The sequence below is a fragment of the Gordonia sp. LUNF6 genome, assembly GCF_047041125.1.
GTDB classification, from domain to species: domain Bacteria; phylum Actinomycetota; class Actinomycetes; order Mycobacteriales; family Mycobacteriaceae; genus Gordonia; species Gordonia sihwensis.
In genome coordinates this window covers 1489391-1511136 of record NZ_CP178181.1, presented here as the reverse complement: position 1 = coordinate 1511136, position 21746 = coordinate 1489391, and the positions used below count along the sequence as shown (strand labels likewise).

Sequence of the window (21746 nt, the reverse complement as noted above, 5' to 3'; positions counted from 1 at the left end):
GGCCCGTTCCGCCCGCCCCCCGAACACACCTGAAAGGTCTGTCATGACCCTCGCCTTCGACCTCCACCGTTGGACCCGCGACTGGACCGCCGCGTGCCACATCGACCGGCTCGACCGCCTGCGCGGCGTGGCCGTGCTGCTGCCGGACGGCGCGCAGGTGGCGCTGTTCCGGCTCGCCGACGACACGCTCCGCGCGGTGGGCAACATCGATCCGATCGCGCGTGCCGCGGTGATGTCGCGCGGCATCGTCGGCGACCGGAACGGTTTCCCGGTGGTCGCCTCGCCCTTGAAGAAGGAGGCGTTCAGCCTCATCGACGGACGCTGCCTCGATTCCCCCGGAGTGCGGATCCCGGTGTACGGCACGCGCATCGGGCTCGACGGGACCGTATTCGTGGCGAACTCCCCCGACATCCGGTTCGGCTTCCGGCCCGAGGGCTTCAGGGCCGCCACGAGTTCGCCGGCGAGCCCGCGATGACCGTCCTGCTCGTCGCGCACGGCACCCGCGACCCACGGGGCGTGGAACTGATCTATCGGCTCGCCGACGAGATCGGACGCCGCCGGGACGAGCCGGTGGCGGTGAGCTTCGTCGACGTCGTCGGGCCCTCGCCGAGCGACCTGCTCCCCGATCTGCCCGACGGCCCGGTCACGGTGCTGCCCGCGTTCCTGGCGCGCGGACACCACGTGCGGGTCGACATCGCCGCGCACCTGGCCGCGGCCCGCCGGCCGGTGCGGCTGGCCCCGGCACTGGGACCGTCTCAGCTGTTGACCCGGGCGCTCACGATCCGCCTGGCCGAGGCCGGGGCGACGAGCGATGACGCCGTCGTCCTGGCCGCGGCCGGCTCCGCGGACCCGGTGGCGCAGCGGGACATCGAGACCACCGCGCACCTGCTGTCCGCGCGGCTGGCCACACCGGTCCGCATCGCATTCGCGAGCACCCGCGCGGACTCGCCTCACGCATCGGTCCCGGACACCGTTGCCGCCCTCCGTGCGGACACACCCGGACGCCGGATCGCGGTGGCGTCGTACCTGCTCGCCGACGGGCTGTTTCAGCAGCGCCTGGACGACTCGGGGGCCGACGTCGTCGCCCGCCCCCTCGGCCTCGCGGCACCGGTCGTCGACGCGGCCTGCGGCCGGATCGACTCGGCCGGCGAGTTCACTGCTCGTCCAGTGCCAGCCGGTAGCCGCGTTTGACGACCGTCGCGATCATTTCGCGGCATCCCAGCGCGGTCCGGAGCCTGCCGATCGCCACCTCCACCGCATGTTCGTCACCCGCGCCGATCACCGCGAGTAGATCGGTGCGCGACACCACCGTGCCCGGCCGCTGAGCGAGGGCCTTGAGCAGACGCAGCGCCGACGCGCGCACATCACGGACCTCTCCGTCGACCACTACCGCCGAGGCATGCACGCCGAGGCGGTGCCCGGCCACCGCGAGTTCGGACTCCCGGACCGGCAGATCCTCGGCCACGAGCCGCGCCAGCGCGCCGAGCCGCATCCGCTCCGGCCAGCGCGAGGCGACCCCCGCCAGCTCGAGCGGCGCGGCGGTCACCGGGCCCACGCAGTAGACGGCGACCGCCTCCCGGAGTGCGGAGACGAACGGCTCGCGCACGCCCAGCTGAGTCGATCGCGTCAGCATCGACACGGCGGCCGGACCGGAGGTGAAGGTCACCGCGTCCAGCCGGCGGGCGGCGACGTCGTGGATCAGCGCATCGAAGTCGCCGAGATCGGCGGGCCGGCGCCAGCTGTAGACCGGCACGGAGACGACATCGGCTCCCATCGCGATGAGACCGTCGACGAAGTCGCGGTTCGGGTCCCAACCGTCGATCGCACCGTGCAGCTGAACCGCCACTCGCCGACCGGCGACGTCGTCGGGGCTCAGGTGCGCCAGCACTTCGGCCGACGACTCCGATTCGGGCGACCATTCCTCGCGCAATCCCGCCGCACGCAACGCCCCGGTCACCTTCGGCCCGCGCGAAAGGATGCGCGCGCCGGCGAAGGCGCCCATCAGCTCGTCGGCCAGCCCCCATTCGTCCGCGGCCTCGATCCACCCGCGGAAGCCGATTCCGGTCGTCGGGATCAGCAGATCCGGCGGCTCCGCGATCACCGCATCGGTGCCCGCGCGCAACGCCGGGTCGTCGGCCAACGGCACCATCTCGATCGCCGGTGCGGCGACCACTCGTGCGCCTCGTCGCATGAGCAGCGCGCCGAGCTCCTCAGCTCGGCGCGCTGCGGTGACGGCGACGGTGAACCCCGCCAGCGAGGGCGGGGCCGACCGGTCGCCAGTGGTGGCAGAACTCATGAAGACAGCTTCGCAGACTGCGGTGCGCCGGGCGCATCGGCCGCCGCGCGCGGCACTCCGACGTACGCCCGCCAGGTGACGGCCGCGGCGACGAGATAGAAGGCGGCGAAGACCACCACCGCGACGGTCGCCGACCCGGAGCTCAGATACGACTGTCGCAGCACCATGTTGATCCCGACGCCGCCGAGTCCGCCGACCGCGCCCGCGATCCCGATCACCGCTCCAGACATGGCTCGCGAGTACGCCGCCCGCCCGTCCTCGTCGAGCGGCAGCGCGCGGGATTTCGCGTCGAACACCGACGGGATGATCTTGTACACCGAGCCGTTCCCCATCCCGGAGAGCACGAAGAGCGCCACGAAGCCCACCACCTGAACCTCGAGGGACGAGCCCACCAGGAGGACGGCCGCGGCGCCGACCATGCCGGCGAACACCCCGAGCGTCACTCGGCTGCCGCCGATCCGGTCGGCGAGCCTGCCGCCGTACACCCGTGCCACCGACCCGAGGAGCGGGCCGATGAAGGCGATCTGCGCGGCGTGCAGTGAGGCCTGCGCCGCGGTGTCGCCGCGATCGAGGAAGTTCAGCGCCAGTACCTGCGAGAAGGCGAAAGAGAACCCGATGAACGAGCCGAAAGTCCCGATGTAGAGCAGCGAGATCAGCCACGTGTCGCGGTCGGTGATCGCCGACCGCATCGCGGACAGGTCCACGCCCGGCCCCTCGAGGTTGTCCATGAAGAGCGCGGCGCCGAGCCCGGCCACCGCGAGCAGCACGAGGTAGATCGCGCACACCCAGTACGGTTCGCCGACCCCGGCCCACGCGATCACCAGCAGTCCCACCAACTGCACCGCGGGCACCCCGAGATTGCCGCCGCCCGCGTTCAGACCGAGGGCCCAGCCCTTGAGGCGCTGCGGATAGAAAGCGTTGATGTTCGTCATCGACGACGCGAAGTTGCCGCCTCCGAGCCCGGCGAGTGCGGCGCACAGCAGGTACACCCAGAGCGGCTGACCCGGATTCGCGAGAAGGACGATCGTCGCCGTCACCGGCACGGTCAGCACGACGGCCGAGAAGACCGTCCAGTTGCGGCCGCCGAATCGCGATGTCGCCAGGGTGTACGGGAAACGCAGCAGAGACCCGGTGAGGGTGGCCACGGCTCCGATGAGGAACTTGTCCCCCGCCGAGATGCCGTAGACGTCCGACGGCATGAACAGCACCATCACCGACCACAGCGTCCAGACGGAGAATCCGACGTGCTCGGCGACCACCGACCAGATCAGGTTGCGCCGCGCGATCGCCGATCCGCCCGCCTCCCATGCCACGGTGTCCTCCGGATCCCAGTCGGTGATCGTCCTCGACGCGAATACTGCTCGTCGTTCTCGGGGTCGGGTGTGAGCTGGTCCCATCCGCACGCGGTGCCTCCTTCGTCCGCCCGGGCATTCGACCGGGTCGCGATCGACGCTAGGCAGGCGGTGTTGCGGGCGGTCGCCGCGGCGATCACGGGCGCGTAATGAAGCCCTCACCGACATGCGGGGAGCCGTGTGAGCAGCCTGAAACACGGCGGAATGCCGCAGTTCCGACGGTTCCGAGATGTTCCCAGAATGCTGCCAGTCGCGCGCCAGATCCTCCACAGACGGGGTCCATAAATTCATCTGTGTCGGACGCGAGATACGCGAGCGGAAATAGCCGCCGAGCCGACCGGATAAGGAGAATGACATGGCATTCGACAACAACCGCCGCCCCGAGCAGAACAACCGTCAGAACTTCGGATTCGCGCACCCCGCTCCGCGTCGGCGTCGTGAGCGTCGCTGGGATGCCCGCAATCACCGCTGGTACTGGATCTGGGTCCGCTGACCAGGTGTGAACTGATCGGGTTCCACACCCTCGGATGCGCCGGTCCCGGAAATGTATTCCGGGACCGGCGCATCGGCATTTCTTTTGAAGAGAATCGGTCCGTTTCATTGATTACAGGAGATCACCCAAATGACATTTCTCACCGCGATGCGCCGATTCTCCCATTTCACCTCCGGACATCGCGTCGCACTGAGCGGTGCCGCATTCTTTCTACTGGTCGCAGCCGCATGCGACGCCGTCGGCGTGTTCTTCCTATCCGATGTCGTCGACGGTGCCCTCGGTTCCTCCGACTGGCAGTCGTTCGCGCGTCTCGCCGCACTGTGGCTCGCCGTGACCGCGGTCAGCGTCGGTGCCGACTACGTCGGCACCCTCCTGTCGACGGTGGCCTCCGAAGGTGTGGTGCTCCGGCTGCGCACCGCTCTGTTCGCGCACGTCCAGCGGTTGGCACCGATCACGCATCGGCGCCGCGGGCTCGGCGACCTCGTCGTGCGGCATTCGAGCGACCTGGAAGCCGTCGAGCACTTGATCGGCACCGGGATGATGTCCCTGGCGGTGGCGGCCGCCAACGCGTTGGGTCTGATCGTTGCCGCGTTCGTCATGAGCCCGGTCGTCGCGGGGGTCGCACTGGCCGCATGCCCGGCCCTGTGGGCGGTCTCGTCGTTCTTCGGGAGGCGCCAGAGCCGGACGACGCACGCCGAGCGCGCCGCGAACAGTGACATCGCCGACGCCGTCTACTCCGCGCTGGCCGGCCACGAGACCACCGTCGCGTACAACCGCGAGCGCGACGAGGCCGACGAGCTGGAGCGTCACGGCCGCCGATGGGCGCGCACCCGGGTGTCGCAGACGCGCATCGAAGCCGGCTTCGGCGGAGTGCTCGGCTTCGCGCAGGTGTGTCTGTCGCTCACCGTCACCCTCGTCGGCGTCTGGCAGGTGCGTGAGGGCGCACTCAGCGTCGGCCAGCTGCTGGCACTGTCGGGCTACCTGGCGATGCTGTATCCCAAGCTCCAGCAGATCGCCGACGTGCGGCTCGCGGTGGCCGAGGCATGCGTGAGCGCCGAGCGGATCGCGGAGATCCTCGACGAACCGGTGCACCGTGCCGAACTCGGCGACGCGCGGCCGCTGCCACCGGTCCCGAGTGGCGCCCCCGTGCCGGTGCGGCTCGACGGCGTCTGCTTCGCGTACGAGGGCAGGCAGATCCTCCGAGGCGTCGACCTGGAGTTGCGGCCGGGTGTCATCACGGCTCTCATCGGCCCCAGCGGCACCGGCAAGTCGACGCTCGCATCGCTGATCTGCGCGCTGGAGGATGCGGAGTCCGGCACCGTCACCGTCGGCGGCCACGACGTGTCCGAGGTGACCGGCGCGTCGGTCCGCGAACAGGTCACGCTGCTGCCGCAGACGGCCCACATCCGGCCGGGGACGGTGGCCGACAACATCGCGTTCGGCCGTCCGACGGCAGGCCGGGAGGAGATCATCGAGGCGGCGCGCGACGCCGGCGCCCATCGGTTCATCGCCGCGCTGCCGGACGGATACGACACCGTGCTCGCCGGCGACGGCTTGGAACTGTCCGGCGGACAGCGCCGACGGATCACCATCGCGCGGGCGATGCTCCGGAACACGCCCGTCCTGATCCTCGACGAGCCGACGGCCGCGCTCGACGACGAGTCGGTCGCCGGAGTGATCGGGCCGCTGCGCCGACTGGCCCGCGGACGCACCACCCTGCTCATCACCCACGATTCGCGGCTGACCGCGATCGCCGACGAGGTGGTGCGACTCGAGGACGGGCGAATCCGCCGGGTGTCAGCTGCGCAGGTCGAGCACGCCGAGCGCGTTGCCGAGGATGGTGCCGAGATACAGGACCCCGTCGCGCTCCGCGACGGCGGTGACGAAACCGAAATCGAGGTCGTCGATCCGCACCTCGCGGGCCATCGTGCCGTCGAAGTCGAAGGCCTGTACCCAGACCACCTCCTCCGGCGTCGGTCCGACACCCTGCGGGGCCCGCGCGAGCACCTTCCGGGCCCGCAGCGGAAGCCGGAAGATGCCCTCCAGCACAGCATTCCGCGGTGAGGCGAGCGCCACCCACAGTCGCCCGTCGCTGCCGATCGACATGTTGTCCGGATAACCGCCCAGACCGTCGAGGAAGACCTCGGAGGTGCCCGCCGCCGGTCCGGTGAGCCAGTACCGCGAGATCCGGGAGGCCCCCGTCTCCGCGACCAGCACGTAGTCCTCACCGGGGCCCAGGACCACGCCGTTCGCGAACTGCAGATCGTCGCGCAGCACCTGGACCTCACCGCTCGGCGACAGTCGCATGAGCCTGCCGGTCCCGGAGTGCTCGATGATGTCCGCCCGCCAGCGGTCGAACATGAAGTTCTGAGACGACGACGAGAAGTACAGCGTTCCGTCGGAGGCGTGGGCGACGTTGCTGGCGAACCGCAGCGGCCTGCCGTCCACCGTGTCGACGAGCACTCGTGCGCGCGAGCGATCCGGATCCAGGACGAGCAGCCCGCGATCGTGGTCGCAGATGTAGATCGAACCGTCGGCACCGTAGTCGAGGCCGAGGAGCCGTCCGGCGGTGTCGGCCAGCACGCTGATCTCCCCCGTCGACGGCTCCACCGACAGCAGACGACCGTCGTCGAGTCCGGTCACGACCCGCCCGTCGGGCAGGCAGATCACGTCCTCGGGTGCGGTTCCGGGAAGGGCGATGCGGCGAAACGAGGTCACGGCCAAGTCTTAGCAGCAAATCGGCGGCGGTGTGTCCGACCCGCCGCTTTATATGCATCGGAGTTCATATGAACAATATTGCATAGAACTAAGGTGCATTGCTACGGTGTCACGCATGGCACTCGAGCACGCGATCCTCGTCTCGCTCTCCGAGCGGCCCGGGACCGGGTACGAGATCGGGCAGCAGTTCTCGCGGTCGATCGGATACTTCTGGTCGGCTACGCACCAGCAGATCTATCGGACGCTCAAGAAGCTGCACTCCGACGGGCTGGTGAGCTTCGAGTCCGTGGCACAGGACGGCCGCCCGGACAAGAAGGTGTACACGCTCTCGCAGGCGGGACGCGACATGCTCGCCGAGTGGGTGAACAGCCCGACGCCGCTCCCGCCGCTGCGCAGCGATCTCGGAGTCAAGCTGCGCGCCGCCGATCTCGGCGACCTGCCGACGGTGATGGCCGAACTCCGCGCCCACCGCGACGAGGCCGCCGCGATGCTCGAGGTGTATCGGGGATGGGTGGAGCAGTACTACCCCGATCCCGATGCCCTCTCCGGACGCAAGCTGAACCAGTACCTGGTGCTCCGCGGCGGAGTCCGGATGAGCGAGCAGACCGTCGACTGGTGCGACGAGGTGCTCGACCGCTTCCAACGCGAACTCGAGCGCTCTGCCGCCGTCGCCGCCCCGCAGCACTGAATTCCACAGAAACCACTGCATCCCACCGAGACCCACAACGAGAAAGGTCGCCCAATGACAGCCCAGACGGCGCCCAACGCCCACTTCCCCAGACTGTTCGAACCGCTTCGGATCGGCGGGATCACGCTCGACAACCGCGTCGTCATGGGATCGATGCACACCGGCCTGGAGGACCGGTTGTGGGACACGCCCAGACTCGCCGCCTACTACGCCGAACGCGCCCGCGGCGGCGTCGGGCTCATCATCACGGGCGGTTTCGCACCGTCGCGCACCGGACAGCTGCTGCCCTTCGCGGGCAAGATGACGAACCGCGCCGATGTGCTCCGGCACCGCGAGTTCACCAAGGCCGTCCATGCCGAGGGCGGAAAGATCGCCCTGCAGATCATTCACGCGGGGCGCTACGGGTATACGCCCTTCAAGGTTGCCGCCGGCAGCGAGCCGAGCCCGATTCACCCCTTCAAACACCTCAAGATGACCGAGCAGATCATCTGGCATGTGATCCGCTCATTCGGCACCGCGGCGCAGCTCGCGCACCGAGCCGGCTACGACGCGATCGAGCTGATGGGCGGCGAGGGATACCTGATCAACCAGTTCCTCTGCCCGCACACCAACGACCGCACCGACAAGTGGGGCGGCAGCACCGAGAACCGTCAGCGCTTCCTCGTCGAGATCATCAAGGACGTGCGCAGGAAGGTGCCGCGCGAATTCCCGGTCATCCTGCGCCAGAGCGTCGCCGACTTCGTGAAGAACGGACAGACCTTCGACGAGATCGCACTGCTCGCCAAGCGGGCCGAGGAACACGGCGTCGACGCCATCAACACCGACATCGGCTGGCACGAGGCCCAGGTACCGACGATCGTGACGTCGGTACCGCGGGGCGCCTTCGTCAAGTTCACCGAGCGGCTGCGCGATGTGGTGGACATCCCGCTGATCGCGTCCAACCGCATCAACACCCCGGACTTCGCCGAGGAGATCCTCGAGCGCGGCAAGGTGGACGCGGTGTCGATGGCCCGCCCGCTGCTGGCCGACCCGGAGTTCGTCGACAAGGCGCGCACCGGCCGCGCCGACGAGATCAACACGTGCATCGGCTGCAATCAGGCGTGCCTGGATCACGCCTTCGTCGGTCAGAAGGTCTCGTGCCTGCTGAACCCGCGCGCCGGCCGCGAGACGGTCCTCACCCTGGGTGCCACCCGCACGGCCAAGCGGGTGGCCGTCGTCGGAGCCGGGCCCGCCGGGCTGTCGGCGGCCGTCTCCGCCGCGCAGCGCGGCCACCGCGTCGACCTTTACGAGGCCGGGCCGGCCATCGGCGGGCAGTTCTCCATCGCCGCCCGCATCCCCGGCAAGGAGGAGTTCAACGAGACCATCCGGTACTTCACCCGCCAGCTCGAGATCAACCACGTCGCCGTTCACCTCGACACCCGGGTGGGCGCACAGGAGCTCATCGACGGCGGGTACGACCAGGTGATCGTCGCAACCGGCGTGGTCCCGCGCGTGCCTGCGATCGACGGCATCGACCACCCGATGGTCATGTCGTACGCCGACGCGGTCCTCGGCCACCGCGAGGTCGGCAAGCGCGTGGCCGTCATCGGTGCGGGCGGCATCGGATTCGACGTCACCGAATTCCTCACCACCGATGAGTCGCCGACACTGAACCTCAAGGAATGGGAGCAGGAGTGGGGCGTCACCGACGACCTCGACACTCCCGGCTTCCTGACCGAGCCGAGGCCGATGCCCGCCGTGCGCGAGGTGTACATGGTGCAGCGCAAGCCGGGCAAGCAGGGCAGGTCGCTCGGCAAGACCACCGGCTGGGTGCATCGTGCCGCGGTCAAGATGAAGGGCGTCGAACAGATCTCCGGCGCCACCTACGACAGGATCGACGACGCCGGCCTGCACATCACGCTGCACGACAAGGAGGGCAACGAGGTCGGCAAGCGCCTGCTCGAGGTGGACAACGTCGTCGTCTGCGCCGGTCAGGAATCGGTGCGCGACTTGGTCGACCCGCTGACCGCGGCCGGTGTGATCACCCACGTCATCGGCGGTGCCGACCTCGCGTCCGAACTCGACGCCAAGCGCGCCATCCGGCAGGGCACGGAGGTCGCCGCGGGCTTGCCGTGAGGTGCTGCTCTCTACGATGACTCGGTACCCGCATCGGAACGACGGCGCCCGCGACCAGAAGAGAAGAGCCCGAATGAACGAGAACGAGATCGTCATGATCGCCACCTTCCCGAACATCCCGGAGGAGAACGTCGCCGCGTTCACGGCGGCCGTCGCCGAGTCCCTCGACGCGGTGCGGACGGAGAAGGGCAACCTGCAGTACGACTGGTTCATGGACGACGACCGCAGCCGATGCGTGGTGCTGGAGCGCTACCGAGACGCGGCGGCGGTGGTCGAACACGTCGGCAATGTGGCCGAGGTCCTTCCGCGGCTGGCTCAGCTCGGGGGCGGGGTGGAGATCGACGTACTCGGCACGCTCCCCGCGGACCTGCACGCCGCACTCGAATCCCGCGTGCGAGCAATCCACGGTCTCGTCGCGGGCAAGTAGCCGACACCTTTCGGCCGATGTCCGAGGCCGTCGATACGATGTGGCCCATGTTGATGCCGCCTCGTTCGTCTGCCCGCGCCGTGGTCACCGGAGCGTCCTCCGGCATCGGAATGGCGTTGGCGCGGACGCTCGCCGCTCGCGGCCACTCGGTGATCCTGGTGGCGCGGCGGGAGAACGTACTTCATGAGCTCGCCATCGAACTGCGGTCGCGATTCCAGGTGGACGCGGACGTGCGGGCGGCGGACCTCTCCGATCTCGACGCGGTCGACGCACTGTGCGACGAACTGTCGAGTCGCGAGATCTCCATCCTCTGCAATAACGCGGGGATCGCGACCTTCGGGCCGCTCGCCGGCCTCGACTCCGCATACGAGCGCGCCCAGGTCCGGCTCAACGCGAACGCCGTGCACGATCTCACTCTCGCGGTTCTTCCGCAGATGGTCGAACGCGGCTCCGGCGGCATCCTGATGGTCGGCTCCGCCGCAGGCAATATGCCGATTCCCAACAATGCGACGTATGCGGCGACGAAGGCCTTCGTCAACACCTTCAGCGAGTCGCTGCGCGGGGAACTCAAAGACACCGGGGTGCACGTCACACTGCTGGCTCCGGGACCGGTCCGCACGCACACCCCCACCGCCGAGGAGGCGTCGATCGTCGACAAGCTGGTCCCGGGCTTCCTCTGGCACGATTCCCAGAAGGTAGCGGAGATGAGCCTGGATGCGTTGAGCCGCAACAAGATGCGCGTGGTTCCGGGGACACTGAGCAAGGCGATGTCCGTGGCCGGCGGCTATTCGCCGCGTGCCGTGGTCGCGCCGATCGTCGGCAAGTTCTACAGCAAGCTCGGCGAAGGCGAGTAGCTCGTACCGCGCACGCGGACAGACGGCGGCACGCCGTCCCGATTACAGTTGATCGAGTGCAAGACAAACTCGTGTGGATCGACTGTGAGATGACCGGACTGGATATCGGCTCGGACAAGCTCATCGAAATCGCCGCTCTCGTCACCGACAGCGACTTGAACATCATCGGCGAGGGGGTCGACCTCGTCATCCACGCCGACGACGAGGCCCTCGCGGGCATGCCCGAGGTGGTCGCCAAGATGCATGCCGACTCCGGGCTCACCGAAGAGGTGCGCGCCTCCACCGTCACGCTCGCCGAAGCGGAGAAGGCGGTTCTGGACTACCTGCGCGAGCACATCACCACGGCCGGCGCGGCCCCGCTCGCGGGCAACTCCATCGGCACCGATCGCGGCTTCATCGCCCGGGACATGCCCGAGCTGAACGCCTACCTGCACTATCGGATGGTGGACGTCAGCTCGATCAAGGAGCTGTGCCGTCGCTGGTACCCGCCGATCTACTTCGGTCAGCCGCAGAAGGGGCTCGCCCATCGCGCACTCGCCGACATCCGCGAATCGATCCGGGAACTGCGCTACTACCGCGAGACCGCCTTCGTTCCCGCCCCCGGCCCCGACGCGAAGACCCTCGAAGAGGTCGTCGAACGGCTTGGCCCCGCGTAAACACGCTGGTCAGGAACCGATTGGAGTTTCTGGGTGAAAACCGGCTAGAGTATGAGCCTGGCTCGGCAAACAACGTGTGAACGCTGTGCAGCTGCGCCGATGGTGAGTGTAGTTCAGTTGGTAGAGCACCAGGTTGTGATCCTGGCTGTCGCGGGTTCGAGTCCCGTCACTCACCCCGAAGAACGACGAGGGCCCGGACGGCGAGAACGCCGACCGGGCCCTCGTCGCATATCGCACGGACGGGTTAATGGCCAAAATGTGTGTACAGATACGCTGGTTTCCGGTGTCTGACCTCGACTGACAGTGCGCCGGACATGCTTTGAAAGCATGTTCGGTGTCAGGTTCTCGGAATTCCCCCTCATGTGGTGTATGCGGCCGCAAGCTCGTCAAGAACGGAACCACCAGCGCCGGCCGCACCCGCTGGCGCTGCAAAGACTGCGGCGCCTCCAGCACCCAGAAACGCCCCGACATCACCCGCAAAGCCGAACTCACCGCGTTCCTCACCTGGCTCCTGCACGGCCGACAACCCGACCACATCAGCGCCCGCACGTTCCGCCGATCACGCTCCTGGTGCTGGAACATCGAAGTCCCACCACCTGCACCCCCGACTGAGCCGGCCCAGGTATTGATGCTCGATGGCACCTACTTCCAATCCTGGTGCCTGCTGATCGCCTTCGACGGCACCCACGTCGTCGACTGGCAATGGTGCGACCGCGAGAAGAAGATCGCCTGGCAGCAAATCCTGCAACGCCAACCCGCCCCGCACGTCGCGGTCATCGACGGTGGCCGCGGCCTGCTCGCCGCGATCGCTGACGATTGGCCCACCACTCGAGTCCAGCGCTGCTACTTCCACATCTTCCAGACCGTGCGCCGCCACCACACCTTCAAACCCCGACTCGATGCTGCCCGTGAAATTGTCACTCTGACAACCGCTTTGATGAATATCCGCAATTCCGAGCAGGCCGTGCTCTGGCTTCAGGCCTACAACGACTGGGAAATCAAGCACGACCGATTCCTCCGGCACCGGACCTACGCCCGCCCGCACGCTGTGCGCCCGAAGGGCGTCGCCGAGACCAGCACCTGGTGGTACACCCACCGCGACCTACGCAAGACCCGAGGACTGTTCCGGCGGCTGATCTCAGAAGAGCACCTGTTCACCTGGATCGACCCCCGCCTGACCGATGAAGAGCACCCCCTGCCGCGGACCACCTCACCGCTCGAAGGCGGCCCCAACAAAGGTCTCAAAGACCTGTTCCGCGCTCACCGAGGACTTCTGACCGAGCACGCCCGCCGAGCCGCCGAATGGAAGCTCAACAGCCTCACCGCCCACCCACACGATCCGTGGAGCCTGGTCCGCGAAGAGCACCACAACCCACCACCGCAGCGACCGAAGGAAACGCCCGTCGAGGACGAGCAGATCGGGCCCGCCGCCTACGACACAGGCTTCAACTGGGAAGACGGCAACGGCATCCAACACGGATGGGGAGGCCGAAACCGGTAAACCACCCGACGCCACGCCCGAACCGTACACACATTCTGGCCTTTAACCCGCACGGACTCCTCACCCCACGGGCAAGAACATCCCGGCATGCAGAACGCCCCGGATCTCGCGAGAGATCCGGGGCGTTCCGTGTGTCTAAGTCTTTAGACTGCTGTCACGTTCGTCGCCTGGGGGCCCTTGGCGCCCTGCTCCAGGTCGAACTCGACCCGCTGTGCTTCCTCCAGGTTGCGGAATCCTCCGCCGGAGATAGCCGAGTAGTGGACGAAGACGTCTTCACTACCGCTGTCGGGAGCGATGAAGCCGAAGCCCTTTTCGCCATTGAACCACTTGACGGTTCCTTGTGCCATGCTGTGTTACTGCTTTCTTCAGATTGCAGGGGGCAAAATCTGCCCACACGCTTCATAGAGCATCTCACAGATCTGCGAACTTCGCAGTGCCGTGGCTCACCGCGCCCGTATCGAGCACAGATGCCCAGCGGTCAGGTGATCGATACCCGCTGCAGGTCCTGGCCGATCACCACCTCGCCGCCGTAGCCATTCGAGGCCCAGTTCTTCCAGCGCTCTCGGTCGATCGGCGTCTGCGAGACGCGGTGGGTTACCGCACCGCGGAGACGTGCGCGCACGTCGACCTCGCCGACGGCACCGTGGAGCGCGCCGAGGTGGTGATCGCGGGACCGTCCCCGCCGAGACCCCGCGCGCCGCGGGCGTCGATCTGTCGGAAGTGGGCGTCTACGTAGGGCCTCGGGGCCACTTCGTGCACTACGGCCTGCGTGGCGGAGCGATGCTCAACCAGGTGTACGTCTTCGAGTCGCCGAAGGCCCTCGCCGGCGAAGGTCGCCGAAGGCCCTCGCCGGCGAAGAGGACTGGGGCACCCCCGATGAGCTGGACGCGGCCTTCGAGCACACCGTCGACTTCGTCCGCGACGGAGTGGCCCACATGTGGCGCGACAAGTGGTGGCGCATGTTCGACCGGGAACCGCTCGACGACTGGGTGCACGGCCGTATCGCACTGCACCCGGCACCGGCGCGCCGACGGCGGCGTCGACTGGGACGCCGCGCTCGCCGGGTACAACGCGGTCCGTCCGGAGCACTGCCGCCGGGTACTGACCACATCCCGGGCCTGGGGTGAGCTCTGGCACCTGGACGGCGAGTCACGCACCACGGCCCTGGATCCCGAGGACGAGCCCGCGATGTTCACTCCGGTTCCGCTGTCGACCGCGGACGCCCTCATCCCGCGCGAGGGTTCCGGCGCGCCGTCATGACCGGCAGACGACGGACGGCCGATGGTCGATGACCATCGGCCGTCCGTCGGTCGTCACCGGGGTGGGCGCGTACCTCAGCCGCGCGCCTGCTCCAGTGCCGTGTTGAGCGTCTCGCTCGGGCACATCACCTTCTCCAGCTTCGCGGAGTCGGCGAGGTAGTAGCCGCCGAGATCCACCGAGTGGCCCTGGACCGCGGCGATCTCGTCGACGATCCGCTGCTCGTCGGCGGCCAGCTTCTCGGCCAGCGGAGCGAAGTGCGCGGCCAGTTCCGCGTCCTGCGTCTGCGCCGCCAGCTCCTGTGCCCAGTACATCGCCAGGTAGAACTGGCTGCCGCGGTTGTCGAGCTCGCCGGTCTTGCGCGACGGCGACTTCCGGTTGTCGAGCAGCTTGCTGGTCGCCGCGTCGAGCGTGGTGGCGAGGACCGCGGCCTTCTCGTTGTCGTACTTGCGGCCCATGTCCTCCAGGCTCGCGGCCAGCGCCAGGAACTCGCCCAGCGAATCCCAGCGGAGGTGATTCTCCTCGACCAACTGCTTGACGTGCTTGGGCGCGGAGCCGCCCGCACCGGTCTCGTAGAGTCCGCCGCCGGCCATCAGCGGCACGATCGAGAGCATCTTGGCGCTGGTGCCCAGCTCCAGGATCGGGAACAGGTCGGTCAGGTAGTCGCGCAGGATGTTGCCGGTCACCGAGATGGTGTCGAGACCGCGCCAGGCGCGCTCGAGGGTGTAGCGCATGGCGCGCACCTGGGACATGATCTGGATGTCCAGGCCCTCGGTATCGTGGTCCTTCAGGTACTTCTTGACCAGCGTGATCAGGTTGTTCTCGTGCGGACGGTACGGGTCGAGCCAGAACACCGCGGGCATCCCCGAGGCGCGCGAACGCGTGACGGCCAGCTTGACCCAGTCCTGGATCGGCGCGTCCTTGACGATGCACATGCGCCAGATGTCCCCGGCCTCGACGTTCTGCGACAGAAGCACCTCGCCGGTGCCCGCGTCGACGATGTTGGCGACGCCGTCCTGCGGGATCTCGAAGGTCTTGTCGTGCGAGCCGTACTCCTCGGCCTTCTGCGCCATCAGTCCGACGTTCGGCACCGTGCCCATGGTGGTGGGGTCGAACGCGCCGTTGGTCTTGCAGAAGTTGATGATCTCCTGGTAGATCCGCGCGAAGGTCGACTCCGGCATCACCGCCTTGGTGTCCTTCTTACGGCCGTCGGCGCCGTACATCTTGCCGCCGATGCGGATCATGGCAGGCATCGACGCGTCGACGATCACATCGCTGGGCGAGTGGAAGTTCGAGATGCCGCGCGCCGAGTCGACCATCGCCAACTCCGGGCGATGCTCGTGGCAGCGGTGCAGATCCTCGATGATCTCCTCGCGCTTGGACGCGGGCAGTGTGTCGATCTTCTCGTAGAGGTCCACGAGGCCGTTGTTGACGTTGACGCCGAGTTCGTCGAAGAGAGCGCCGTGCTTGGCGAACGCGTCCTTGTAGAACACCTTGACGCAGTGGCCGAAGACGATCGGGTGCGAGACCTTCATCATGGTGGCCTTGACGTGGAGCGAGAACATGACGCCGGTCTCCTTGGCGTCGTTGAGCTGCTCCTCGTAGAACTCGAGCAGCGCCTTCTTGCTCATGAACATGCTGTCGATGACGTCGCCCTCGTCCAGCGGCACCGTCTTCATCACGTGCGTCTCGCCGTCGGCGGTCACCACCTCCATGCGCGCCTCGCACGCGTGGTCCATGATCATCGACTTCTCACCCGCGTAGAAGTCGCCGTGCGTCATGTGCGCCACGTGCGACTGCGAGGCCATCGACCACTTGCCCATGCTGTGCGGGTTCTTGCGCGCGTACTCCTTGACGGCCTTCGGCGCGCGCCGGTCGGAGTTACCTTCGCGGAGAACGGGATTGACCGCACTGCCCAGACATGCCGAGTAGCGGTTGCGGATCTCCTCCTCCTCCGGGGTCTTCGGATCCTGGGGGTAGTCCGGGACCGCGTAACCCTTGGCCTGCAGCTCGTGGATGGCCGCGTTCAGCTGCGGAACCGATGCGCTGATGTTGGGGAGCTTGATGATGTTGGTGTCGGGCTTCTGCGTCAGCCGACCGAGCTCGGCGAGATTGTCGGGCACCTTCTGCTCGTCGGTCAGATAGTCCGGGAACGCGGCGAGGATGCGCGCTGCGACCGAGATGTCACTGGTCTGGACGTCGATGCCGGCGGGTTCTGCGAACGTGCGGATGATCGGCAGGAACGCGGAGGTCGCGAGTCGCGGTGCCTCGTCGGTGAGGGTGTAGATGATCGTCTGGTCCGTGGAGGCCATAGGTGGAAACCTCTTATCTGATCGTCGTTCTTGTGGAACTCTCTGATATTTAGTCGCGTCCATTGTCCCGCTGCCGGTGATTCAAAACGACTCGACTCGCGAATGCGAGACGTTGCACACACTTCTGATTCCGCTGACCTGCGTCGCTAGCTGTAGTAAGCGGCACAAACCCTCGCCCACACGGCGCCGGCGTCAGTCCGGCCATACCCCCGACGTCCCCCGGCGATGAGAGCCCAGCAGATGGGTGTCGACGATTCCGACCGCCTCCATCAGCGCGTACATCGTGGTCGGTCCGACGAAGGAGAAGCCTTCGCGTCTCAGCGCTTTCGCCAGCGCCTTCGACTCGGGCGACTGGGTGGGCACGTCCGCGTGCGTGCGCGGACGCGGCGTCTCGTCGGGCCGGAAGCTCCAGATGAACTCGGCCAGACCGCCCTTCTCGCGCAGCGACAGGGTGGCCCCGGCGTTGGTGATCGCGGCGAGGATCTTCGCTCGGTTGCGCACGATCCCGGCGTCGTTCATCAGTCGGGCGACGTCGGCCTCGCCGTAGCGGGCCACGCGTTCCGGATCGAAGCCGTCGAAGGCCCGGCGGAACGCGGGGCGTTTGCGCAGAATCGTCGCCCACGACAGCCCCGACTGGAAGGCCTCGAGACTGAGTCGTTCGTAGAGGCCCTGCTCATCACGCACGGGCACACCCCACTCGGTGTCGTAGTACTCGCGAAGGAGCGGATCGGTGCTCGCCCACACCGGGCGCGCGAGGCCGTCGTCGCCGACCACCAGGCCGGAGCCGGTGACGTCCTCGGGTTCTGCAGTCATGGTGTCCTTCCTGAAATCCTCACTCGCCCGTCACCGGCTTCGGCTCGCCATCACTCCGACAGCCCGGTGACCCGCATGGTGATGTTGATCCGGCCCGCCGCGAGACCGCAGTCGTCCGGCGCGGTGCCCGGATGGATGCGCTGCACGCCGTGATACGCCAGCCGCAACGGTCCGCCGAAGACGAACAGGTCCCCCGACTCCAGGTCGAAGTCCCGGTACGGTCGACTCCGGTTCTCGGTGTTGCCGAACCGGAAACGCGCCGTATCGCCGATCGACAGCGAGACCACCGGCTCGCGCGACACCTCGTCCCGGTCCTGATGCATCCCCATCCTCGCGCCGGCGTCGTAGTAGTTCACAAGCGCCGTGTCGGGCGTGTACCGCTCGGCGCTCGGATCGCCGGCCGCCGTCAGCGCCTGGCGCCCCAGCCGCACCATCCAGTCCGGGAAGCCGAGCACCCGGCGCCCGTTGACGTCGACGGCGTCGCGCGAGTACCGGTACGGACGCCAATGCCAGCCGAGGCAGACGGTCCGCACGCTCATCCGATGCTCCCCGATGCGCGCCGAATGCGGCGGCACCGGTCCGGCCGCCCACCGGCGGTACTGCGCGACCAACCACCGCTGCTGGTGCGGCGTGAGCCACCCGCGGACCAGCGCCGCGCCGTCCGGGAGCTCGGGCGGCGGCCGCCCCGGATCGTCGTCGCCGAAGAGCGAGTTCGGGCTCCCGTTCACGCGACACGCTCCAGCGTCAGCAGTGCCGTCTTCGCTTCGACGCCCCCCAGATAGCCGCCGAGGCTCCCGTCGGCGCGCAGCACCCGATGGCATGGGACGACGACGGGCAACGGGTTGGTGGCGCATGCGGTGCCGACCGCGCGCACGGCCCCCGGGTTACCCACCGACTCGGCGACCTCCCGGTACGACTGCGTGTGCCCGTACCCGATGTGCGGCAGATACCGCTGCACCGTCTGCCGGAAGCCGGACGACAGCCGGAAGTCCAGCGCCACGTCGAATTGCCGGCGCCGGCCGCGGAAGTACTCGTCCAACTGTGCTGCGACGACGTCGAGCCGACGCGGCGCGCGAAGTATCCGGGAACTCACCTTCGCGGCCAGAACGTCCAGCACCGCGTCGAAGTCCTCGCTCTCGAACGCGATGCGGACCAATCCGGCCTCGGTGGCGGCCAGGAGCAGCGGCCCGATCGGGGTCTCGACCGTCCGATACGCCACGTCCAGCAGCGCGTTCTCGTCAGCGGCTGTCGTGAGCCGGGCGTGCAGCCGGCCGAGGTCGTCCGGTGCGACCGGGAACAGGTCCGTCATCGCGGGCCTCCCTTCTCCGAGCAGGTGCCGGTGGTGCCGTAGGTCTTGCGCAGGGATCTGATGCCGTCGGCGGCGGCGCGCCGGACCGCCGCGGGCGTTCCGCCGATGATCTCGGCCGTCTCGACGTGACTGAGCCGAGCGAGGTAGTGGTAGCCGACCGCCAGACGCTGCCGGGGCGGGAGGTCGGCGACCGCGTCCCACACGTCCGCGTCCCCGGTTCCCGGCAGCCCGTATTGCGACTCCCGTTCGGGCACCTCGTCGATCGGCACCGCGTTCCGCGCACGCGCCCGGATGACGTCGATCGCCTTCCGTTGCGCCACCCGGACCAGCCAGGCTTCGACGTCGGTGCCCTCCTCCAGATCCGGCCACGCTCGCAGCGCCGCCAGAAAGGTCTCCGACCACGCGTCGTCCGCATCCGGGCCGGCACCGAGCACACCGCGGCACACGCGCAGCACAACGGCTCCGTGCTGCGCGACGATCCGGTCGAAGGGCTCCCTCATCGTGGATCGTCAGAACAGGCGGGCATCGGACACCTCCGGCGGTTCTTCGATCTCCAGCAGCCGACGTTTGCGATCCAGCCCGCCGGCGTACCCGGTGAGCGAGCCGTCCGCGCCGATCACGCGGTGGCACGGAATGATCACGCTGATCGGGTTGCGGCCCACGCACTGACCGACGCGCTGTGCCAGGCGCGGGTTGCCGAGCCTGCGCGCGAGCTCACCGTACGTCGTCGTCTCCCCGTACGGGATCTCTCTCAGCATCGCCCACACCCGTTCGGAGAAATCGTCTCCGGAGGTCGCGATCTCGACGTCGAACTCACGCCGGTCGCCGGCGACGTACTCGTCGAGTTCCCGGGCCGCCTGGACGAACACCGGGTCGTCGGCGGCGGTCGGCTCCCCGTACTCCGTTTCGGGCGGCAGATGCCAGTGGTGGGGGAAGTAGACGGCTGTCAGTGCCGAGCCGTCGGCGACCATGGTCAACCGGCCCAGTTCGGTGTCCACCACCGCGTGTCGTCTCGTCATCGCACTCACCTCGCTTTCCATTCATAGAGCAGACGTTCTGGCGACGCCGAGTGTGAGGTCCCAGTGGCGTCGATCATGTGTGTCGTACCGGTAAGGTGTCGAGCGCCATGTACACCACCGACGACGCCCGCGACTTCGAACTCGATCCGCGCCCGGCACGAGTGGTCGCCTTCGGGTCGCAACTGGTCTTCGGCTCCGTCGGTCTCAACGCGGCCATGCCCGTCTACGAAGAGGCCGGTGTCCGTTGTGCGGCCGTTCCCACACTCGTCCTGAGCAATCTCCCCCATTACCCGTCGGTGCAGACCGTCGAGGTCACGCCGGAATGGATCGACGCCGCCCTGCGCGACCTCGGCGCCACGGGCGCCCTGCGCGCGGTGGAGGCGATAGCCGTCGGCTATCTGGCGTCGCCGGGACAGGCGCACGCCATCGCCGCGTGGTACCGCTCACTCGACGAGCGCGAGCGTCCGCCGCTGATCCTCGATCCGACCTTCGGCGACTCGGACGTCGGCTTCTACACCGACCCCGCCGTCGCCCCGGCACTCCGCGACGCGCTGGTGCCGCTGGCGGCGGTACTCACGCCGAACCGATTCGAACTCGAGCACCTCGTCGGCCCCGAACACCCCGCCGGCCCCGAACACCCCGCTGGCGAAGCCTCGGATGAGGCCGACTCCGGCATCACCGGCCTGGCACGCAGACTCCTCCTCCCCGCCGGCCGCGCGCCCTCCGATCACTGCACCGTGATCGTGACGGGCGTGCACACCGACGCGGGCGTGATCGACAACCTCATCGTGACCGCCGACGAGCAGCGGACCGTGTCGGGCCCGGAGATCGCGACCTGGGCGAAGGGACTCGGCGACACCTTCACCGCCGCACTGGTGACCCGCCTCCTCACCGGCGACGACGTTCACGCCGCGGTCGCCGCCGCGGCGGCTCGCGTCCGGTACGCGATCGAACACCGGTGACCGAGCACCCGCTCGGCGAAAGCACCCAGACGGCGACCGCGTCGCACTAGGGTCGACACCGTGAGCCGCTCGAACAGTTCTCCGGCCGACGATCGCGTCACTGCGCGGGTCCTCGTCTACTCCGACGACTCCGGCACCCGCCGCCAGGTCCTCAGCGCACTCGGCGAACGCCTCCACCCCGACCTTCCCGATCTGGAGTACATCGAGGTGGCCACCGCGCCGATGGTGCTCGCTCACCTCGACGAGGGGACGGTCGATCTCGCGGTGCTCGACGGCGAGTCCGCGCCCACCGGCGGGCTCGGTCTGGCCAAGCAGATCCGCGACGAATACGACCCGTGCCCCCCGCTGCTCGTGCTCATCGCTCGCCGGGCCGACCGCTGGCTCGCCGACTGGTCGCGGGCCGACGCCACCGCCGATCTCCCGGTGGATCCGCTGGAGCTGCCGCGGACCGTCGTCGCGCTGTTGCGGTAGCCCTCGCCGACTCGCGACTTCACCGAGAAGTCCCACAGCACACGCAATTACGTGAGTAGGGTGTGGGTTGAGTCACAGATCATCTGGCACGTGATGGCCGTCTCGACCAGCACTGCGGAAGTGGAGGCTACGCCGGCATGAACGCTTACGGACCGATCCTCGTACTGGGTGCCATCGCGCTGGCGTTCGCACTCGTCTCCGTGGTCATCGCCTCCGTGATCGGCCCTCGCCGCCGCAACCGCGCCAAACTCGAGGCCTACGAATGCGGTATCGAACCGCTGCCCCCGACCGCCGGCGTCGTCCAGCGATTCCCGGTGAAGTACTACCTCACCGCGATGCTGTTCATCATCTTCGACATCGAGATCGTCTTCCTCTACCCCTGGGCGGTGGCCTCCGAGAGTCTCGGGTGGTTCGGGCTCATCGCCGTCGCCCTCTTCCTCGTCAACGTCTCAGTCGCCTACGCCTACGAATGGCGTCGCGGAGGACTCCGCTGGGACTGAGAG

Annotated in this window: 24 protein-coding genes, 1 tRNA gene and 1 pseudogene; 15 read left to right on the top strand and 11 right to left on the bottom strand. The window is 68.1% G+C overall.

Features of this window, described 5'->3' with window-relative positions; all coding sequences use genetic code 11:
• Nucleotides 1–43 precede the first annotated feature (43 nt).
• Together nirD and ACK8HH_RS07055 are read left to right on the top strand one after the other, a co-directional pair.
• The gene (gene nirD / locus ACK8HH_RS07060; RefSeq protein ID WP_006896600.1) at nt 44–475 is read left to right on the top strand and encodes a nitrite reductase small subunit NirD; all 432 of its coding nucleotides are present in this window, start codon (nt 44–46) and stop codon (nt 473–475) included.
• Entirely contained in the window at nt 472–1191 is a 720-nt protein-coding gene (locus ACK8HH_RS07055; protein WP_006896599.1) for a sirohydrochlorin chelatase, read from the top strand. The genes nirD and ACK8HH_RS07055 overlap by 4 nt, the downstream gene beginning before the upstream one ends.
• Here ACK8HH_RS07055 and ACK8HH_RS07050 read toward each other — a convergent pair.
• Nucleotides 1154–2296: a uroporphyrinogen-III synthase gene (locus tag ACK8HH_RS07050; RefSeq protein WP_045540120.1), complete on the bottom strand. Its 1143-nt coding sequence runs from the start codon at nt 2294–2296 to the stop codon at nt 1154–1156. The genes ACK8HH_RS07055 and ACK8HH_RS07050 overlap by 38 nt on opposite strands.
• Nucleotides 2293–3693 carry an MFS transporter gene (locus ACK8HH_RS07045; protein WP_045540122.1) on the bottom strand — a complete coding sequence of 467 codons (1401 nt, stop codon included), beginning with the start codon at nt 3691–3693 and terminating at the stop codon, nt 2293–2295. Before ACK8HH_RS07045 ends, ACK8HH_RS07050 begins: the two co-directional genes overlap by 4 nt.
• Before the next feature lie 310 nt (nt 3694–4003).
• On the opposite strand from ACK8HH_RS07045, the gene ACK8HH_RS07040 reads away from it, so the two are divergent.
• Nucleotides 4004–4141, top strand: a complete 138-nt coding sequence (locus ACK8HH_RS07040) for a hypothetical protein (protein ID WP_156150514.1) — start codon at nt 4004–4006, stop codon at nt 4139–4141.
• A gap of 129 nt (nt 4142–4270) precedes the next feature.
• On the top strand, nt 4271–6205 hold the full coding sequence (locus ACK8HH_RS07035) for an ABC transporter ATP-binding protein (RefSeq protein WP_045540124.1): 1935 nt from the start codon (nt 4271–4273) through the stop codon (nt 6203–6205).
• A gap of 9 nt (nt 6206–6214) precedes the next feature.
• Here ACK8HH_RS07035 and ACK8HH_RS07030 read toward each other — a convergent pair.
• Nucleotides 6215–6859, bottom strand: a pseudogene (locus tag ACK8HH_RS07030) (SMP-30/gluconolactonase/LRE family protein); the annotation flags it as partial.
• Nucleotides 6860–6974: 115 nt separating this feature from the next.
• Here ACK8HH_RS07030 and ACK8HH_RS07025 point away from each other — a divergent pair.
• From ACK8HH_RS07025 to ACK8HH_RS06995, 7 genes are all read left to right on the top strand, one after another.
• Nucleotides 6975–7547, top strand: a complete 573-nt coding sequence (locus tag ACK8HH_RS07025; protein ID WP_006896595.1) for a PadR family transcriptional regulator — start codon at nt 6975–6977, stop codon at nt 7545–7547.
• 54 nt (nt 7548–7601) lie between these two features.
• Nucleotides 7602–9662, top strand: coding sequence for an FAD-dependent oxidoreductase (locus tag ACK8HH_RS07020; RefSeq protein WP_412475646.1), 2061 nt, complete (start codon nt 7602–7604; stop codon nt 9660–9662).
• A gap of 73 nt (nt 9663–9735) precedes the next feature.
• The gene (locus tag ACK8HH_RS07015; RefSeq protein ID WP_006896593.1) at nt 9736–10089 is read left to right on the top strand and encodes a putative quinol monooxygenase; all 354 of its coding nucleotides are present in this window, start codon (nt 9736–9738) and stop codon (nt 10087–10089) included.
• A 47-nt stretch (nt 10090–10136) separates the two neighbouring features.
• Nucleotides 10137–10943 (top strand): mycolate reductase, encoded by an 807-nt coding sequence (cmrA, locus tag ACK8HH_RS07010; protein WP_006896592.1) that lies wholly within the window; start codon nt 10137–10139, stop codon nt 10941–10943.
• Nucleotides 10944–10999: 56 nt separating this feature from the next.
• Nucleotides 11000–11599: an oligoribonuclease gene (gene orn / locus ACK8HH_RS07005; protein ID WP_006896591.1), complete on the top strand. Its 600-nt coding sequence runs from the start codon at nt 11000–11002 to the stop codon at nt 11597–11599.
• 102 nt (nt 11600–11701) lie between these two features.
• A tRNA-His gene (locus ACK8HH_RS07000) sits at nt 11702–11774 on the top strand.
• A gap of 159 nt (nt 11775–11933) precedes the next feature.
• Nucleotides 11934–13100, top strand: coding sequence for an IS1249 family transposase (locus tag ACK8HH_RS06995; protein WP_278125867.1), 1167 nt, complete (start codon nt 11934–11936; stop codon nt 13098–13100).
• 143 nt (nt 13101–13243) lie between these two features.
• On the opposite strand, the gene ACK8HH_RS06990 is transcribed toward ACK8HH_RS06995, so the two are convergent.
• Both ACK8HH_RS06990 and ACK8HH_RS06985 read right to left on the bottom strand, forming a co-directional pair.
• Nucleotides 13244–13447: a cold-shock protein gene (locus tag ACK8HH_RS06990; protein WP_006896590.1), complete on the bottom strand. Its 204-nt coding sequence runs from the start codon at nt 13445–13447 to the stop codon at nt 13244–13246.
• A 131-nt stretch (nt 13448–13578) separates the two neighbouring features.
• Nucleotides 13579–13722, bottom strand: coding sequence for a hypothetical protein (locus ACK8HH_RS06985; protein WP_156150521.1), 144 nt, complete (start codon nt 13720–13722; stop codon nt 13579–13581).
• Nucleotides 13723–13976: 254 nt separating this feature from the next.
• Between ACK8HH_RS06985 and ACK8HH_RS06980 the strand changes: the two genes are divergently transcribed.
• Nucleotides 13977–14360 (top strand): hypothetical protein, encoded by a 384-nt coding sequence (locus tag ACK8HH_RS06980; RefSeq protein ID WP_412475645.1) that lies wholly within the window; start codon nt 13977–13979, stop codon nt 14358–14360.
• Between the two features lie 74 nt (nt 14361–14434).
• Here the strand turns inward: ACK8HH_RS06980 and ACK8HH_RS06975 are convergent, their stop codons facing one another.
• From ACK8HH_RS06975 to ACK8HH_RS06950, 6 genes are all read right to left on the bottom strand, one after another.
• A complete protein-coding gene (locus ACK8HH_RS06975) occupies nt 14435–16669 on the bottom strand; it encodes an NADP-dependent isocitrate dehydrogenase (RefSeq protein WP_006896588.1) in 2235 nt (744 codons plus the stop codon).
• Nucleotides 16670–16861: 192 nt separating this feature from the next.
• On the bottom strand, nt 16862–17482 hold the full coding sequence (locus ACK8HH_RS06970; RefSeq protein WP_006896587.1) for a DNA-3-methyladenine glycosylase I: 621 nt from the start codon (nt 17480–17482) through the stop codon (nt 16862–16864).
• A gap of 50 nt (nt 17483–17532) precedes the next feature.
• Nucleotides 17533–18210, bottom strand: a complete 678-nt coding sequence (locus tag ACK8HH_RS06965) for an alpha-ketoglutarate-dependent dioxygenase AlkB family protein (protein WP_372452528.1) — start codon at nt 18208–18210, stop codon at nt 17533–17535.
• Nucleotides 18207–18791 carry a methylated-DNA--[protein]-cysteine S-methyltransferase gene (locus ACK8HH_RS06960; RefSeq protein ID WP_006896585.1) on the bottom strand — a complete coding sequence of 195 codons (585 nt, stop codon included), beginning with the start codon at nt 18789–18791 and terminating at the stop codon, nt 18207–18209. The genes ACK8HH_RS06965 and ACK8HH_RS06960 overlap by 4 nt, the downstream gene beginning before the upstream one ends.
• Nucleotides 18788–19291: an RNA polymerase sigma factor gene (locus ACK8HH_RS06955; protein ID WP_006896584.1), complete on the bottom strand. Its 504-nt coding sequence runs from the start codon at nt 19289–19291 to the stop codon at nt 18788–18790. Before ACK8HH_RS06955 ends, ACK8HH_RS06960 begins: the two co-directional genes overlap by 4 nt.
• Before the next feature lie 9 nt (nt 19292–19300).
• Nucleotides 19301–19810 carry a methylated-DNA--[protein]-cysteine S-methyltransferase gene (locus ACK8HH_RS06950; RefSeq protein ID WP_039867493.1) on the bottom strand — a complete coding sequence of 170 codons (510 nt, stop codon included), beginning with the start codon at nt 19808–19810 and terminating at the stop codon, nt 19301–19303.
• Nucleotides 19811–19917: 107 nt separating this feature from the next.
• On the opposite strand from ACK8HH_RS06950, the gene ACK8HH_RS06945 reads away from it, so the two are divergent.
• The 3 genes from ACK8HH_RS06945 (at nt 19918) to ACK8HH_RS06935 (ending at nt 21743) form a co-directional block, all read left to right on the top strand.
• The gene (locus tag ACK8HH_RS06945) at nt 19918–20772 is read left to right on the top strand and encodes a bifunctional hydroxymethylpyrimidine kinase/phosphomethylpyrimidine kinase (protein ID WP_062367593.1); all 855 of its coding nucleotides are present in this window, start codon (nt 19918–19920) and stop codon (nt 20770–20772) included.
• Between the two features lie 60 nt (nt 20773–20832).
• Complete coding sequence (locus ACK8HH_RS06940) at nt 20833–21243, top strand: hypothetical protein (RefSeq protein ID WP_006896581.1); 411 nt, start codon at nt 20833–20835, stop codon at nt 21241–21243.
• Between the two features lie 137 nt (nt 21244–21380).
• Complete coding sequence (locus ACK8HH_RS06935) at nt 21381–21743, top strand: NADH-quinone oxidoreductase subunit A (protein WP_006896580.1); 363 nt, start codon at nt 21381–21383, stop codon at nt 21741–21743.
• Nucleotides 21744–21746: the final 3 nt, after the last annotated feature.